11 protein-coding genes are annotated in these 16,159 nt (G+C 70.7%); 5 read left to right on the top strand and 6 right to left on the bottom strand.

What is annotated here, in order from left to right:
• Window positions 1–64: 64 nt before the first annotated feature.
• From ABZ833_RS15670 to ABZ833_RS15655, 4 genes are all read left to right on the top strand, one after another.
• Complete coding sequence (locus ABZ833_RS15670) at window positions 65–1,318, top strand: hypothetical protein (RefSeq protein ID WP_361046424.1); 1,254 nt, start codon at window positions 65–67, stop codon at window positions 1,316–1,318.
• A gap of 362 nt (window positions 1,319–1,680) precedes the next feature.
• The gene (gene cimA, locus ABZ833_RS15665; RefSeq protein ID WP_361046421.1) at window positions 1,681–3,285 is read left to right on the top strand and encodes a citramalate synthase; all 1,605 of its coding nucleotides are present in this window, start codon (window positions 1,681–1,683) and stop codon (window positions 3,283–3,285) included.
• 61 nt (window positions 3,286–3,346) lie between these two features.
• Window positions 3,347–4,711 carry a hypothetical protein gene (locus tag ABZ833_RS15660; RefSeq protein WP_361046418.1) on the top strand — a complete coding sequence of 455 codons (1,365 nt, stop codon included), beginning with the start codon at window positions 3,347–3,349 and terminating at the stop codon, window positions 4,709–4,711.
• 157 nt (window positions 4,712–4,868) lie between these two features.
• Complete coding sequence (locus ABZ833_RS15655; protein ID WP_361046415.1) at window positions 4,869–5,756, top strand: alpha/beta hydrolase; 888 nt, start codon at window positions 4,869–4,871, stop codon at window positions 5,754–5,756.
• On the opposite strand, the gene ABZ833_RS15650 is transcribed toward ABZ833_RS15655, so the two are convergent.
• Together ABZ833_RS15650 and ABZ833_RS15645 are read right to left on the bottom strand one after the other, a co-directional pair.
• Window positions 5,753–5,953 carry a hypothetical protein gene (locus ABZ833_RS15650; protein WP_361046412.1) on the bottom strand — a complete coding sequence of 67 codons (201 nt, stop codon included), beginning with the start codon at window positions 5,951–5,953 and terminating at the stop codon, window positions 5,753–5,755. The genes ABZ833_RS15655 and ABZ833_RS15650 overlap by 4 nt on opposite strands.
• Window positions 5,954–6,071: 118 nt before the next feature.
• Entirely contained in the window at window positions 6,072–7,094 is a 1,023-nt protein-coding gene (locus tag ABZ833_RS15645) for an SDR family NAD(P)-dependent oxidoreductase (RefSeq protein WP_361046409.1), read from the bottom strand.
• 103 nt (window positions 7,095–7,197) lie between these two features.
• Here ABZ833_RS15645 and ABZ833_RS15640 point away from each other — a divergent pair, with 103 nt between their 5' ends.
• On the top strand, window positions 7,198–7,803 hold the full coding sequence (locus tag ABZ833_RS15640) for a TIGR03086 family metal-binding protein (protein WP_361046406.1): 606 nt from the start codon (window positions 7,198–7,200) through the stop codon (window positions 7,801–7,803).
• 29 nt (window positions 7,804–7,832) lie between these two features.
• Here ABZ833_RS15640 and ABZ833_RS15635 read toward each other — a convergent pair whose 3' ends face one another.
• The 4 genes from ABZ833_RS15635 to ABZ833_RS15620 form a co-directional block, all read right to left on the bottom strand.
• Window positions 7,833–8,369 (bottom strand): hypothetical protein, encoded by a 537-nt coding sequence (locus ABZ833_RS15635; protein WP_361046403.1) that lies wholly within the window; start codon window positions 8,367–8,369, stop codon window positions 7,833–7,835.
• Between the two features lie 445 nt (window positions 8,370–8,814).
• Entirely contained in the window at window positions 8,815–9,447 is a 633-nt protein-coding gene (locus ABZ833_RS15630; protein ID WP_361046400.1) for a YceI family protein, read from the bottom strand.
• Between the two features lie 231 nt (window positions 9,448–9,678).
• Window positions 9,679–12,807: a hypothetical protein gene (locus tag ABZ833_RS15625; RefSeq protein WP_361046398.1), complete on the bottom strand. Its 3,129-nt coding sequence runs from the start codon at window positions 12,805–12,807 to the stop codon at window positions 9,679–9,681.
• Between the two features lie 100 nt (window positions 12,808–12,907).
• Entirely contained in the window at window positions 12,908–15,673 is a 2,766-nt protein-coding gene (locus ABZ833_RS15620; RefSeq protein ID WP_361046395.1) for a P-loop NTPase fold protein, read from the bottom strand.
• Window positions 15,674–16,159 lie beyond the last annotated feature (486 nt).

Raw genomic sequence — 16,159 nt, 5'->3', positions numbered from 1 at the left:
AACGCCGCATGCCACTGAACGCGGCATCCGCACCGAACACCAAGAAAACACGGGGGATTTGACCATGCACAGCACCAAGCGCCGCGCCGCCCTGGCCGCCGCCGCACTCGTGGCCGCCGTCACGGCCACGACGCTGCCCGCCGCCTTCGCCGCGCCCGCCGCCGACGCGCCCCGCACCGAGGGCGTCAGCGTCACGGCCGACGGCAAGGCCGCGAACGACCGCTCGGCGGGCGCCGTGATCAGCCGCGACGGCCGGTTCGCGGCCTTCGACTCCGAGGCCACCGATCTGGTTGCGGGCGACACGAACGGCCTCAGCGACGTCTTCGTACGCGATCTGCGCACCGGGAAGACCGAGCGGATCGCCCTCGAAGGGCGTGACGTCAGGAGCCCCTCACTGAGTGCGGACGGGCGCTACGTCGCGGTGATCACCAGCCCCGCGGGCTCCTACTCGGACTCCGACGTCCGGCTCTACGACCGCAGGACCAAGAAGACCGAACGGCTCGACGTCGAGCTGCCCGACGGCGCCGCGGGCGCGGGCAGCGTCTCGCTGACGCCCGACGCCCGGTACGCCGTCTTCGACGTCAGCCGGAGCGCGGGCAGTCCCGGCGGCGTCGTCTTCCTGCGCGACCGGAAGACCGGTACGACCGAGCGGATCAGCGAGGCCGACCCGGCAAGGGAGGGGCGCACCGCGCACGGGGCGACCGTCAGCGACGACGGCAGCCGTGTCGTCTACGCGTACAACTACTTCAACGGCCCGCGCGGCGACGACTGGAGCGACGTCTTGCTCCGGGACCGCAAGACCGGTGAGCTGACGGAGGTCGACCGTTCCCACGACGGGTCGGAGACGGAGAAGGAGTCCCTCGAGCCGTCGATCAGCGGCAACGGCCGCACCGTCGTCTTCGAGTCCCGCGACACGCATCTCGTCCCGAACGACGACGACGTGGCCTGGAACGTCTTCGTGCACGACGTCGCATCCGGCAAGAACCAGCGGATCCACGGCACCCAGGGCGGCCCCGGCGAGGCCTACACCCGCTCGCCCGCGATCAGCGCCGACGGCCGCCGCCTGACGTTCATGTCGGAGCTGACCGAAGCCGGATCGGAGTACGGCAAGGAGTGGCCCGTCTATCTGCGTGACCTGAAGAAGGGCACCACCACGCTGGTCACGCCGGACACCACGGGCGGCGCGGCCTCGGCCCAGGTCGCCCCCGGCGGGATCTCGGCCGACGGCCGCAGGATCGCCTTCCTCTCCGGTGACGCGTCGCTCCTGAGCGGCGACACGAACGACGGCTACGACACGTTCGTGCGCCACGTGCGCTGACGTCCCATGCCGTGCGGGCGGCGCGTCACACGCGCCGCCCGTACGGCAACGTGCCGTGGTCCACGTGCGCCCGCATCGTGAGACGGGGCAGCGCGGTGTGTGCGGACTGTGGCAGGCTGCCACCGTGCTCTCGTTCGCCATGATTATTGGCAGCAGGCGCGCCGGTCCGCAGTGACCGTCTCGTACCACCATGTACGGGCGGACACCGTCGTCTCTCGACCCGCGCGCAAACCTCTCGTACCCACGAGGGGTTTTTTCGTTTCCTGGCCCAACATCAGCCGGACGCGGAGCGCGAGGGATCATTGAGGCGGTGGAGCCGGTCATTCCGGTAGACCGAGATCCGACACAGGAGCCAGATCAGCATGACGGAAACCAGCACACCCGACGATACGTTCCACGTCTTTGACACCACGCTGCGCGACGGCGCGCAGCGCGAGGGAATCAACCTGACCGTCGCGGACAAGCTGACCATCGCCCGGCACCTGGACGACTTCGGCGTGGGCTTCATCGAGGGCGGCTGGCCGGGCGCCAACCCCCGCGACACCGAGTTCTTCGCCCGCGCATCGCAAGAGATCACCTTCCGGCACGCCCAGCTCGTCGCCTTCGGGGCCACGCGCCGCCCGGGTGGCTCGGCGGCAAAGGACCCGCAGGTCAACGCCCTGCTGGAGTCCGGCGCCCCGGTCATCACGCTCGTCGCCAAATCCCACGACCGGCACGTCGAGCTCGCTCTGCGCACGACCCTGGAGGAGAACCTGGAGATGGTGCGCGACACCGTCTCCTACCTCACCGGCCAGGGGCGGCGCGTCTTCGTCGACTGCGAGCACTTCTTCGACGGCTACCGCGCCAACCCCGAGTACGCGAAGTCCGTCGTCCGCACGGCCTCCGAGGCGGGCGCCGATGTCGTCGTCCTGTGCGACACCAACGGCGGCATGCTCCCCGCCCAGGTCCAGGCGATCGTGGGCACCGTGCGCGCCGACACCGGCGCCCGGCTCGGCATCCACGCGCAGGACGACACGGGGTGCGCGGTCGCCAACACCCTCGCCGCCGTCGACGCGGGCGCCACGCACGTGCAGTGCACCGCCAACGGCTACGGCGAGCGGGTCGGCAACGCCAACCTCTTCCCCGTGGTCGGTGCCCTGGAGCTGAAGTACGGCAAGCAGGTCCTGCCCGAGGGCTCGCTGCGCGAGATGACCCGCGTCTCGCACGCCATCGCCGAGGTCGTGAACCTCACGCCCTCCACGCACCAGCCGTACGTAGGCGTCTCGGCCTTCGCCCACAAGGCGGGCCTGCACGCCTCCGCGATCAAGGTCGACCCGGATCTCTACCAGCACATCGACCCGGACCTGGTGGGCAACCGCATCCGGATGCTGGTCTCGGACATGGCGGGGCGCGCCTCCATCGAGCTCAAGGGCAAGGAGCTCGGGATCGACCTGGGCGACGACAGGGCGCTGGTGGGCAGGGTCGTCGAGCGGGTGAAGGAGCGGGAGCTCAGGGGTTACACCTACGAGGCCGCGGACGCGTCCTTCGAACTGCTCCTCAGGGAAGAGGCCGAGGGGCGGGCCCGGCGCTACTTCCGAGTCGAGTCCTGGCGGGCCATCGTCGAGGACCGGCCCGACGGCACGCACGCGAACGAGGCGACCGTGAAGCTGTGGGCCAAGGGTGAGCGCATCGTCGCCACTGCGGAGGGCAACGGCCCGGTCAACGCGCTCGACCGGTCGCTGCGGGTGGGTCTTGAGCGGATCTACCCCCAGCTCGCCAAGATGGAGCTGGTCGACTACAAGGTCCGCATCCTGGAGGGCAAGCACGGCACGTCGTCCACGACCCGGGTGCTGATCTCCACCAGTGACGGTGACGGTGAGTGGTCGACGGTGGGTGTGGCGGAGAACGTGATCGCGGCGTCGTGGCAGGCGCTGGAGGACGCGTACACGTTCGGTCTGCTGCGGGCGGGCGTCGAGCCGGTGGAGTAGTCGCCGGAACTGGGGTCGTCCCGGACCTCCGTCGGGGGCCCGACTGAGTTAGCTTCGAAGTATGAGCAATGGGACGAAGCGAATATTTGTCGCGCTGTCCGGGCTTCTCGTGACCCTGGGTGCCGTGTCGTTGACCGCAGCGCCCGGGGCCGCGGCTGCCACCGGTGTCCCGGCGGTGGCCGACGCCTGGGAGAAGAGCCCGGTGTACGTGGATCCGGCCGCATCGGACCAGCTGTCCGGGTCCGACGCGGACGCCATCGCGGAGAAGATCAAGGACGCCGACAAGCCGGTGTTCGTGGCGGTCCTGCCCGCGGACTTCCCGAAGCAGGACCTCTTCCAGAAGCTGCGCACCGAGACCGGTGTGACGGGTGTGTACGGGGTACGGCTCGGTGACGCCTTCGACGCGAAGGCCGACCGGGCGGTCCTGAGCAACGCGGCCGTCGCGAACCTCGTCACGACGTACAAGGACGTGGGCGACACCAAGACCCAGCTCAACGACTTCGTCGACCAGGCGGTGAAGGACGCGCGCGGCTCGGCGCCGGCTTCGTGGGACGACGCCGCGGGTTCTGACGGCGGCACTCCCGTGGGTGCGCTGATCGGTGTCGGCGCGGTGCTCGTCGCGGGTGGCGGGGCCACGTACGCGGTGGTCCGGCGCAACCGGCGGCGGAAGGCCGAGGAGCAGCGGGTCGCCCTGGAGAAGCTGCGGGTCGTGGTGGACGAGGACATCACGGCGTACGGCGAGGAGCTGGACCGTCTCGACTTCCACCCCGCGGAGGCGGGCGCCGACGACACGATGCGCGCGGACTACGAACGGGCCCTCGACTCGTACGAGAAGGCGAAGTCGTTCATGGCGGCGGCGGAGCGGCCCGAGGAGGTGCGGGCGGTCACCCAGTCCCTGGAGGACGGCCGCTTCTCGCTCGCGCTCCTGGCCGCACGACGCGAGGGCCGCCCGCTGCCGGAGCGGCGGGCCCCCTGCTTCTTCGACCCGCGCCACGGCCCGTCGGTGAAGGACGCGCAGTGGGCGCCGCAGGGCGGGGCCGAGCGCTCGGTCCCGGTCTGCCTGGCGGACGCGACGCGCCTCGCGGACGGGGAGGAGCCGATGGCGCGGACGGTGACCACGGAGTCGGGGGAGCGACGCCCGTACTGGGAGGCGGGCCCGGCCTACGGCCCGTGGGCGGGTGGCTACTTCGGCGGCGGCATGCTGCCGGGTCTCCTGGTCGGCACGATGCTGGGCGGAATGATGGCGAGCCCGGCGTACGGGGCGGACTACGGGTCGGGGTACGGGGACTTCGGGGGCGGGGGAGGGTACGACGGCGGGGACTACTCGGGGTCGGACTTCAATCCTGGGGACTTCGGGGGTGGCGGGGACTTTGGGGGCGGTGGGGACTTCGGGGGTGGTGGGGACTTCGGGGGTGGGGGGTTCTAGGGGGATCGGCTGAGGGGTGCGGGGGCGCCGGGGGGTGCTGGTCTGTCTGTGACGCCGTGATGCCGTGATGTGGTGATGCCGGGGTTGACGTTCCAGCGGGTTAGCGAGACGATACGTTTCGTTCCGTTGAGCCGTCGTCGAACCGGAAGGTCACCCCATGCAGCAGCAGTACGTCGAAACCGCCCCCGGCGTCCGCCTGTGGACGGAGCGGCGCGGAGCCCCCGAGGCCCCCGCACTGCTCCTGGTCATGGGCGCCCAGGCCTCCGGCCTCGGCTGGCCCGACGCCCTGGTCGACGCGCTCGCGGCCCGGCATCAGGTCATCCGCTACGACCACCGGGACACCGGCCGTTCCACCACCGCCTTCGATCAACACCCTTACCCCATCACCGACTTGGCCCGGGATGCCGTGCGGGTCCTTGACGGCCTCGGCGTCGAGAAGGCGCACCTGGTGGGCATGTCCCTCGGCGGCATGCTGACCCAGCTGGTCCTCGCCGACCACCCCGAGCGCGTCCTCAGCGCCACCCTGATCGGCACCTGCGCGCTCAGTGAGACCCCGTACGAGGCGCCGGACGGCACGCGGGTGCCCGTCGGTGAACTCCCCGGCATCGCCCCGGAAGTCCTGGAGATGTGGTCCCGCCCGGTCGAGGACAGGGGCCCGGAGGCCGAACTGGACCGCCGCGTGGAGCACTGGCGTGTCCTGAACGGCGGCCAACTCCCCGTCGAAGACGCGTACTTCCGCGACCTGGAGGCCCGGATCATCGCGCACACAGGAACCCACGTCGCCTCGACCGCACACGCCCGAGCCGACGACTCCCACATGCTCCGCACCGAGGAACTGGCCGACACGAAGGTCCCCACGCTCGTCATCTCCGGCCCGGCCGAGCCGGTGTTCCCGCCCCCGCACCCGCGCCACCTGGCCCAGGTCATCGGAGCCGGCGGCGCACGCGTGGTGGAGATCGCGGGCATGGGGCACGCACTGCCCCCGGCGGTGCAGGGCCCGCTCGCGGAGGCGATCCTGACGCACACGGATGCCGTCGGGGCCTAGCCTCGCCGTTCCGCCGCCGCGTGCCACCAGCCCGGTGGCGAGGGGCCGACCGCCCGGGACGAGGGCTGGCTCGGGTGCAGGCCCAGGGGGCGCAGGGCGTCCGCCCGGACGTGGATCACGAAGGAGCCGTGCCAGTGGCCGTCGGAGCCGCGGCCGCACATGTGGTCCCAGTACACCTCGTCCGGTGTGAACGGCATCCAGTCGATGCCGCGCTCACGCAGTCAAGCGCGGAGGGCGGCAAGGGGCCGCGGGGCGCCGGACGTGTTCTCGTACGCGGCGACGGTGATCCACTCGTGGCGGTTCGGGGTCATGCCGTCATGATGCCAGGTCGCCCAACCCCGTCATGTCCGCGGACAGTTGCCAGAGGCGGGCCGCGGCATCGGGGTCCGTCGCCCAGGGCTTGACGCCTCCGATCAGCATGTCCTCCGTGGTGGCGGGCTCCGCGATGTCGCAGTCCTGGCAGTACGCGCCGCCCTGGGCGTCCAGGAGCGGTGACGTCGCGGCCCAGACCGCGGTGGCCGCACCCTGCGCCGGGGTCTTGAATCCCTGTGCCGGTGTGCCGTCGGCGGACATCCAGCCCTGCGCGATCTGTTCCTCGCGGGGGATGTGGCGCTGCAGGGGCGTGAGGATGCTGCCGGGGTGGACGGAGAAGGCCCGCGGGCGGCCGGTGTCGGCCGTACGCAATGAGTCGGTCGTACGCAATGAGTTGAGGTGGACGGCGAAGAGGGCGTTCGCCGTCTTGGACTGGGCGTAGGCCAGCCAGCGGTCGTAGCCCTCGTGGAAGTGCGGGTCCGTCCAGCGGATGTCGGAGAGGAAGTGCCCGGACGAGGCCACGGACACGACGCGTGCGGTACCCGGACTCAGCGCCGGGTGGAGGCGGTTGACCAGGGCGAAGTGGCCCAGGTGGTTGATCGCGAAGTGCGACTCCCAGGTGCCGTCCGGGCCGACCCGGGTCTCGGGGCACGCCATCACACCCGCGTTGTTGATGAGGATGTCGAGGGCGCGATCCGTGGCCAGGAAGCGTTCCGCGAAGTGCCGGATGCTCTCTTGATCCGCCAGGTCCAGCGCCCGCACCTCCACGCGGTCCGTGCCCCGCAGCGCCTGCTTCGCCGTGTCGGGCCTGCGCGCCGGGACGACGACGTGCGCGCCCGCACGGCTGAGCGCCCGGGTGATCTCCAGGCCGAGCCCCGAGTAGCCGCCGGTGACCAGCGCCGTCCTGCCCGAGAGGTCGATCCCGGCGAGTACGTCGTCCGCCGTGCTCGATGCGCCGAACCCGCTGCCGATCCTGTGCTGTTGCGCCTGCTGTCGCACCTGCTGTTGCCCCTGCTGTGTGGTCATGTGCGTGACGCTAGAAGCTGGACCGCGCTCTAGGGCAAGGTGAGCCCTGACCGGCGGAGGGCTCTCTCCGGGGCGCACACCGACAAGCAAGCGGGGGAAGACAGTGAGCGAGCACGGCACGAACAGCACCACCTGGCCCATCCTCGACCGAGCGCACGCGGCGCTGCGCACGGCTGTCTCCGGCGTACCGGACGGGGGCTGGGACCGCCCGACGCCCTGCGCGGAGTGGAACGTCACCCAGGTCCTCCAGCACGCCGCGGGCGACCAGCTCGGCTATGCCTCGTCCCTCACCGGGGGCCCCGGCCCCACGGAGAACCCGTTCGCACCCTCCGGCAAGCTGACGGATTCCCCGGAGGCCCTGCTGGAACCGGCGCTCGCGGCCGCCGCGGCGGCATGGGGGACGGTCGACGCGTCGGTCCAGGAGGTACGCGTACCGCTTCCGCCCGGCACCATGACGGCCCCCCTCGGCGTCGGCGCGTGCGCACTCGACGCGGCCGTCCACGCATGGGACATGGCCGTGGCCACGGGCCAACCCTCGCCGCTCGACGACGAGTTGGCGAGGCAGCTGCTCGACGTGGCCCGGCAGATCGTCGAGCCGGTCCGTGCCTTCGCGTTCGCGCCTGCCCTTGAGGCGGAAGCGGGTGGGGCGGAGAAGGGGGAGGCCGCCGAACTCCTGAGGTACCTCGGCCGCAGGCCCGACTGGGCGTAGCCGGGAGCCGGAGGCCGAGGGCCGGGGGCTCAGGCGCCGTCCGCCGACGGAAGGCGCCACCTCCCCGAATGTCCGGGCGGGAGCGCCAAGTCACGCCGGACCGCCTGGTAGTAGCCCTCGCGTGTGGTCCGCTGACGATCGAGCAGGACGGACCACGCGTCCGGATCGTGAGTGCCCGCGCGCAAGAAGCGCTCCATCTCGACGACCGTGAGCACCCAGACCCGCGCCTTGTCCACCACGTCGGGTGTGCCGAGCATCAGCAGTGCTTCCCCGGCCGGATCCCGCGCGATGGCGGCTTCCGCCAGGTGGGGAGCTGCTTCTTCGGGGGTCAGGGGGTGCGGGTGCGGGTCGTTGCCGAGGTGCGCCGCGACGCGGTAGGTGAGCGTGACCGCCTGCTTCACGACGCGGGCGTAGTCGCCGTACACGGTGAGCCGCCGCTCGTCCCAACGGGCGGCCTGCTCCCGCTGAAAGCGGGCCCGGTCGCCTCGGGTGATCGCCAGATACGACCCGAGCGCACCGACGATCACGCCTATCAGGGCAGGCAGTTGCTGTATGAACTCGACCACACCCAAACGCTATAGGACCCCTACCGCACCCAGCACGCGCGCGAAGCAACCCACGCACGGCCCCCGGGCACACATGCGATTCACCTCACCCCACCCCGCACCCGGCACACATACGAGGCAACCCACCCCACGCCACATGCACGCGGGCAACCCACCCCACGCCACACGCATGCGGCGCGACCCACCCACCGCACCTGGCACACGTACGTGGCCAGCCCGCCCACCGCGCCTGGCACGCATGCGGGGCAACCCACCCACCGCCCCGGCGCACACACGAGGCCAAACCACCCACCGCACCTGGCACGCAGGCGAGGCGACACCCACCCCCAGCACCCGGCGCCCACACGAGGCAACCCACCCACCCCACCCCGCGTGCTGCGGGGTAATCGGGTGGGTGGGTGGGAGTGATCCGTCGCGAAGCGGCGGCCCAGAGAACCAGCGAGGCTCAGGAGCCAGACTTAATCGCGGAGATGTCGAAGTTCAGCTTGATCTTGTCGGAGACAAGCACCCCGCCCGTCTCCAGCGCCGCGTTCCACGTGAGGCCCCACTCCGAACGGAGAATCTCCGCCTTGCCCTCGAAGCCGACCCGCTCGTTCCCGAAGGGATCCGTGGCGGAGCCGTTGAACTCGAGGTCGATGGCGAGCGGCTTCGTGGTGCCGAGGATCGTCAGGTCACCGGTGATGCGGTAGTCGTCGCCGCCGAGCGCCTCCGCCTTCGTGGAGCGGAACGTCATCTCCGGGAACTCATCGATCTTGAAGAAGTCCGCACTCTTCAGGTGACCGTCACGGTCCGCACTGCCGGTGTCGATGCTGTCCATCTTGATGTCGATGGAAGCCGTCGAGCGCGACGGGTCCGCGCCGTCCAGGTGCAGCGTGCCCACGACGTCGGTGAAGGAGCCCTTGACGTTCGTGACCATGGCGTGGCGGGCGACGAAGCCGATCGACGTGTGCGAGGGGTCGATCGCGTACTCGCCGGTCAGCGCGGCCAGGTCCGGGTTGACCGGAGCGGGCGCCGTGGCGGTGCCGACGGCGGAGGCGGCGGAGGTGGCGGTTTCGTTCTTGCGGCCGAAGAGACCCATGACTGCTCCTTGGGGGACGAGCTGCGGGCGGTGAGCCCGGGCTGCGAGCTATGAGGGATATCTGTTGAAGGTTCAACGAGATTCACCATAGACCCATCTCGTTCAACATTCAACATGTTGCGGGGCGTGATGCGCCGAGGGAGGGGAGGAGGCACCCGTTCGGGGGCTCCCGCCCAGGCGGTGGGCCCGGCCCATGCAGCGAACCCCGCCCAGGTCGCAGCCCCGGCCGAGCTAGGACTGCCGCGCCGCGAGCACCTCGTCCAGTCGCGTCCGGAAGTCCGCCATGCGCTCTTCGGTCTCGGGCAGGGCGGCCACCAGCTCCCGCATCGCCATGGCCGCGTCACGCAGCAGCCTGACGCTGGTGCCGCGCCGCAGGAACTCTTCGAAGGGCCGCCACGCGTCCACCCACTCACCGGCGGTGCACGCGCACAGGAAGAGATTTCCGGTGCCTGTCGCGGCATGGTTCTCGTCGTCCGACGCGGTGTCGGCCTCGTAGAGCGCGACGGCCTCCGCCAGCACCTGGGACCAACGAGCCTTGCCGGTCGCCCGCAGCGCCAGGGCCTTCAGATAGCGGGGCAGCCCCTCCGCCCCGTCCAGCCAGGCGGCCTTGCCTGCGTCCGACAGCGCTTCCTGGAAGCGGCCCATGAGCAGGAACGTCCTCGCCCGCCCGGTGAGGAGGTCCGCGCTTGCCGAGTCGGAGCGGAGCGCCAGGGTGTAGTCGGCGATGGCCTCCTCGTGGCGTCCCAGCTGTTTGCGGATGTCGGCGCGCAGACCGAGAGCGTCGGCGTGCCGGTTGTAGGTGTGCAGATAGACGTCGCAGTCGGCCTCGGCGTCGTCCAGGCGCCCGGTGTAGGCCAGCACTCTCCCGCGCGCCAGGAAGGCATCGAGCTGGCCGCTCGTACGGTTGATCCCGGCGTTCAGATCCCGCAGGGACGCCGTGTAGTTCTCCAGCTGAGCGTGGACCGCTCCCCGGGTGAGCAGGGCCTGCCCGAAGTCCGGCACGTGCTCCAGGACGTGGTCCAGGTCGCGCAGCGCCTCGTCGTGGCGGTCCGCGAGGAAGTGCTCCTGGGCCCGTCTCACGCGCATCATGTGCAGTTCGGGGTTGCCGGCGATGACGTCGTCCCGGCCCGAGGCCACGCGCCCGGCGAGGCCCACGAGCGAGGGGCTCCGCACCCCGTCCAGCGCGGTCCGCACCTCCGGCGCGAACTTCTTCTCCAGTACGTCGAGGGCGGCCTTCGCGTCGTCCACGCGCCCGTCCTGCGCTGCCAGGATCGCGGTGCTGAGCTCGTCCGGTATTTCTTCGGAGGATCCCCGCAGCAGGACGACGAGCTCGTCGAGGGTCCGATGGACGTCCCCGTCCATGGCCTGCAGCAGCATCCGGCCCATCGCGGTGTCGATGTGGTCGGCGTCGAGTTCGGTGGCACGGGCCATGTCTCTGCGGGCCTCGTCATGACGGGCGACGTGCAGATGCAGCATGGCGCGGCTGACCAGGGGCGAAGGCTCGTCCGGGCAGAGCTCCACCGCGCGGTCGGCGTCCGCCATGGCCTGTGCGGAGCGGCCCGCGAGCTGGTGCACCTCACTGCGCCCCCGGTAGGCGCGCTCCCACTCGGGGGTGAGGGCGATGGCCGCGTCGTAATCGGCCAGCGCCCGGTCCAGAGTGCCGACGATCACCCACCGCTTGGCGCGCAGGGTGTAGGCCAGGGCCTTCGTCTCCGTGTCCAGCTCGGCCCGCCCCAGCAGGACGTTCAGCGCCCCGCCGTCGTCCGCCGCTTCCCCCTCCAGGGTGCCGAGCAGTCGCTTCGCCAGGTCCCGTACCGCGCGGGCGTCCGCGTCGTCGCCTGCCGCGCCCACCATCAGCACCCAGCGGCGGAACTCGCTGTCCGCAGTGACGTAAGCGTGCACCAGAGCGCGCACGGCCGCGACCAGACCGGCTCGTTCGTCCCCGCACAACCGGTGGTACGTCGCCTGCAGATGGAGGTCCCGCCACCGCTGGCTCCTCCAGCGTTCCTCGTCGGTCTTGCCGTCGTTGTCCTCCAACTGCGCCTGCCAGCCCGCGAACGCGTTGGCCAGGTTGCCGTGCTGCGCCTGCCACCGGCTGGGCGACTGGATGCGCTGCAGCCGCAGCATCGCGGTGCGCACGACGTCGTGGTAGCGGCAGCGCCCGCTGCTGTCCTGCACGAAGGGCAGGGTGCGCAGCCAGTCGAACAGCTCGGCGCCCTCCGCCCCCACCACGGTCCGGCAGATGTCCTCGTTCAGCTCCTGGGGCAGCGCGCACGCAAGGGCGACGCCCCGGCGCACCGGATCGGTCTCCCACTTCAGGAACCGCTCCACGGCGGTGCCGCTCGGGTCGCCGACCTCCTCACCGCTCGCAGGGCGGCCGTCGGCGAGCATCGAGACCAGGACGGGCAGCCGCCGGGAAAGGTGCAGCACCACCTCCATCACGCGCTCGTCGTCGACGCCCTTCGCCGCCAGGAGCTGTCGCGCCTCGGCCTCGGTGAAGATGTCCAGCGGCAGGTCGGTGATGAAGGCGAGCTGGTCACCCCAGCAGCGGGTCTCCAGGCGGCCCTGACCGGCGAGCACGACGATGACGTTCGCTGCCAGCTCCCCGTACCGGTCGCTGAACAGCGTGTCGCGCAGCCAGACGTCCAGGGTGGGGCCTGTCCGCTCGTACGCGTCGAAGAAGATCGTGACCCAACTGGCCTTCTCCGCCGCCTTGTTGATGTGCTTCAGGAAGACCGGTGCGAGCGTCTGGAGCGGCTGGAGCACGAGCTGGGCGTCCGACTGGTTGCGGAGCCGGCCATTCGCCCAGGCCTGTCGGATGCGGTCCGGCATCATGGCCGCCTGGCTGGGGTCGATCGCCCCGGCCACCGGTCCGAGGCCCGGCACCGCTCCGAGCGTGCCGAGCAGGACCTGTGCGGTGACCGTACTGGCCGCGGAGGGCTGCGACTGTCCCGGGTCTGCCGCACCTTCCGGGCCGGACTCCGCCGAGGCCGCGACCTGCGCCTCGTACTGCCGGTCGCGATAGTTCTTCAGTAGATCGTCGAGGCCGTTCATGGACGCGCCCTGGTGCGTGAGCTGCGCGCTGATCGTCTCCATGGCCTCGGCCACGCCGGTGGCCGTCTCGTCGACCCGGGCGGTGACGGCCCGCTGTTCTCTGGCCGCCGCTTCCCACTGGCTGATCAGCGTCGACTTGCCCACCCCGGCCGGGCCGCGCACGTGGAAGAGGAACTGCGCCGCGTCCTCGGGCGCCCGCGCCAAGTTCTCCCGGAACAACTCCAGTTCGTGTCCTCGTCCCACGAAGCTGTCCCGGCGCTGCCGTCGCACCAGCTCCAGCCGGGACGGCTGGCTCCGTCCGCTCACCCGTGCCTCCCCCTGACAGGCCGACCCGTTCCGCACCCCATGTTGCCGCAGTGCCGCCGCCCCTGTCCCCGCTCCCGTTGCGGGAGTTGATGACCGCCCCCTAGCCCCGGAGGCTCCGCGGACGCCGGGAGGGCGGCGGAACCGGCCCCGCAGGCGGGTCCGACGGGTCCGCCGACGGGGACAGCAGCAGGCCCCATGCCTGCCGTATCCCGTCGATGAGCGGGCGCGCACTGTAGGGCGACACCGCAAGCTCCAGGCGCGCCTCGGCGAGAAGTTCGGGGTCGCCGTCGGGGCCGCGGCCGGCTGCCGAGGTCCGGCGGCGGTTGAACCCCCTGCGCCCGAAGATGTCGAGCAGGGTGAGGGAGAAGTAGGCGTACGTGGCCGCTTCGTCGATGAGGACGCGGGCTTCGTCGGGCAGATCGCCTTCCCCGAGCTCGGCCCACCGGCCCCGCGGCGCGTGGATCGCGAAGTGTTCCAGGGCCGCCTGAAGCTCCCGGCCGCGGTGCGGTCCTGTCGTGCGCAGATAGCCGACCAGGCTTCGGAACGAGCCGAGGATCGTGCTGGTCTCGGGCGTCCACTGCTGCTTGGCGAGCAGCGTGCGGAACCCGGCGAGCGTCTCGGAGAGCTCCTCCGCGATGACCGACCGGGATATGGAGGTGAGTTCGAGTGCGCTGGTCGCCTTCTGGACCTCCAGCAGGCGCCGTGCGTACCGGATGAGGTCGCGGGGGATGCCGCCGGAGAGGGCGTGCGCGAGCAGGATGTACGGGGCGGTGATGTCAGGAGCACGCTTGGTGAGGATCTTCGTCGACTCGGCGAGCAGCCCGGGTTGTACGTGGATGACGTCGTCCAGCGAGCTGTCGGTGACGTCACGGTGCGGAAGACCGCGCCGCACGAACGCGGCGCCGACGTCCTCGGCGACCGAGATGAGATAGCGCACGTGCGGCACGCCCAGGATCGCCTTGATCTCGCTGAGGAAGGCCAGGGCCTGCGTATCGGTGCCGAGGCGGTCGAGCTCGTCGATGGCGATGATCACGCGGATGCCGCGGCGTTGCAGGGTCCGCGCGATGTCACCGAGCACGTCGCGGAAGTCGGAGACCAGTTCCGGGTAGTTGGGCGGAACGGTGGACACCGAGGCCGTCTGCGTGGCACCGAGGGTGAGGAGCTGCAGGGTGGCGGTGTTGAGGGCGGACGACGAACTCTGCACGGTCTGCAGCCGGTAGAGGCGGTTGCGGCAGGTGGTGACCAGGGCCGGTTCCGGCCGCATCAGGCTCCAGGGACCGGACGTGAGCTGGAGCAGCAGGATTCCGGCTAGCCATGCGCAGAGCCTCGCCGGATTCTCCGGGTCGGTGAGGATGAGCCTGGACGGTTCGACGGAGATCAGCAGGAGCAGGGCGAGGAGCGGCAGGAACAGTTGGTTGAGCGGGCCGTAGATCCGCTTCTTCGGTATCGACCACCGGCCGACGCGCAGGGTCTCGAACCAGGTCGTCCAGTACTGGTCGTTGCAGATCCACCAGGCGACGGCCAGCGCGATCAGCCAGTACAGCGTCCCGTGGCGGGGTAGCTCGCTCGCGTGCCGGCGCACATCGGGATCGAAGGCGAGCAACACGGCCGAACCGCATATCAGTCCGTACGCGATGACAACGGGCAGCCTGCGGCGCAGGGTGCGCAGGACCCACGAGAGGGTCGAGGAATAGCGCAGCATCCACACCAGGACGCCGACGCCGGTCACCACGAGTGCGGTCCCCACCGCCTGCCCCTGCCAGACGTCCGACGCACGCTCACCGACCGCGTCGAACACGTCGGTGATCCGATTCCGTACGGTCGTGCCGTACTCCTCCTGGAGAGACCTGGCCGCCGCGTACAGCCCGAGGAAGATGAGCGCCGCCGCGGGCACGGCGTATCCGAGCCAGCGGGCCAGGCGGGTCAGCGGCTGGACGACGCGGACGCGCAGCCACCAGTGCCACGTGGGCAGCCGGGCGAACGCGGGGGGAGCGAAGTCCTGGTACTGCATGTAGCTCGTGCAGAGCGTCACGAACAGGGAGGACAGGAAGTCGTGCGGGGCGTACGTCGACGGGGCCTGCTCGATGACGGCGAAGTCCGACTCCTTCAGACAGCTCTCCAGGAGCGTCGTCTTCCCAGTCCCGCGGGGTCCGCTGACGGCGATGGTCCCGCTGTCGATCTGCTCGAGCTTCCGCTGCAGGCGTGCCAGGGTGTCGTTCTCGACGATGTACCGTCGGCCCCTCGGCGAGCGCAGCCCGTGGGAGCTGCGGGGCAGGAGCAGCGCGTCGGCGTCGTCGCCGAGCAGTTCGTCGACAACTCCCGGTACGACGTGGTTCGTTCCGTCGCGGCGCAGTTCCCTGGACCAGGCACGCCGTCCGGCCCGGACCGGAACCCGCAGCGCCGCCCAGATGAGCCCGAGCACGGCCAGCGTCGCCCAACGCCCGGACTGCGCCCGCGAGTCGGGATTCCGGAGAGCGAAGGCCAGGGCGATGGAGGTGAGGGCGAGCAGGACCACGAGGGTGAAGAGGAAGTCGGCACCGCCGAACCAGCAGACCAGGGTGGTCAGAGCCAGCGTGTAGAGGACGGCGGTCCGCGCGTTCGGCTCGATTCCGTCACTGGTGCGTACGAACGCCTCCCCGACGCGCTCCTGACGGGCGACGGATTCCCGGTAGCCCCGGAGGGCCCCGTCGCAGGACTGGAGTGAGCGTTCGACGTTGGCCTGCGTGCCCATGGCGTCGAGCACTGCTTCGGGCGAGATCCCCGGGCGCGCGTCGAGCCGCTTCGCCGTGCGGGGTTCCTCCAGGCAGGCCCGGACGGACTCCTGGTAGATGCGTTCCTCGGTGTCGCTCTCCCAGGGCCAGGGCACGGTCCGTGCCTAGCTGGGCACTACTGCGTGGGTCATGATGCTCCAAGCAGGTCATCCGGCAGGCGCATGTCTCCTCGGGGGAGCGTGCCTCGCCCGCAGCATCCCACGCCGGTGCCAGGGTGCGGGCGATGTCGTCGATGCCGAACCGGGTTGCGGGACCGGATGGTGTGAGGTGTCTCTCACCTGACCCTTTGTGGAATTCCTACAGCGTGATGGCCCTCTGAGCAGTCACTTCGGACTCACTGGAGTGAGCTTCTGTTCGGGGGTGCCAGGAAAACGGGCCGGAGACTGTTCAGAGTCGACGGTCCGTTTCCGTAGGCCCACTTCGTAAGGTCACTACATGACCGTTTTGGACGACACCGCTTCTCCCCAGGGCGAGCCCACCGACGCGCGTGGGCGTGTGGCGGAGCTGCACGCGATCCGTGCCGAGGCGCTGCGCGGCCCGAGTGAGAAGGCGACGAAGGCCCAGCACGCGAAGGGCAAGCT

Origin of the sequence: Streptomyces sp. NPDC047525, assembly GCF_040643025.1 — a bacterium.
GTDB classification, from domain to species: domain Bacteria; phylum Actinomycetota; class Actinomycetes; order Streptomycetales; family Streptomycetaceae; genus Streptomyces; species Streptomyces durmitorensis.
This window is presented reverse-complemented; position numbering and strand designations above follow the sequence as displayed.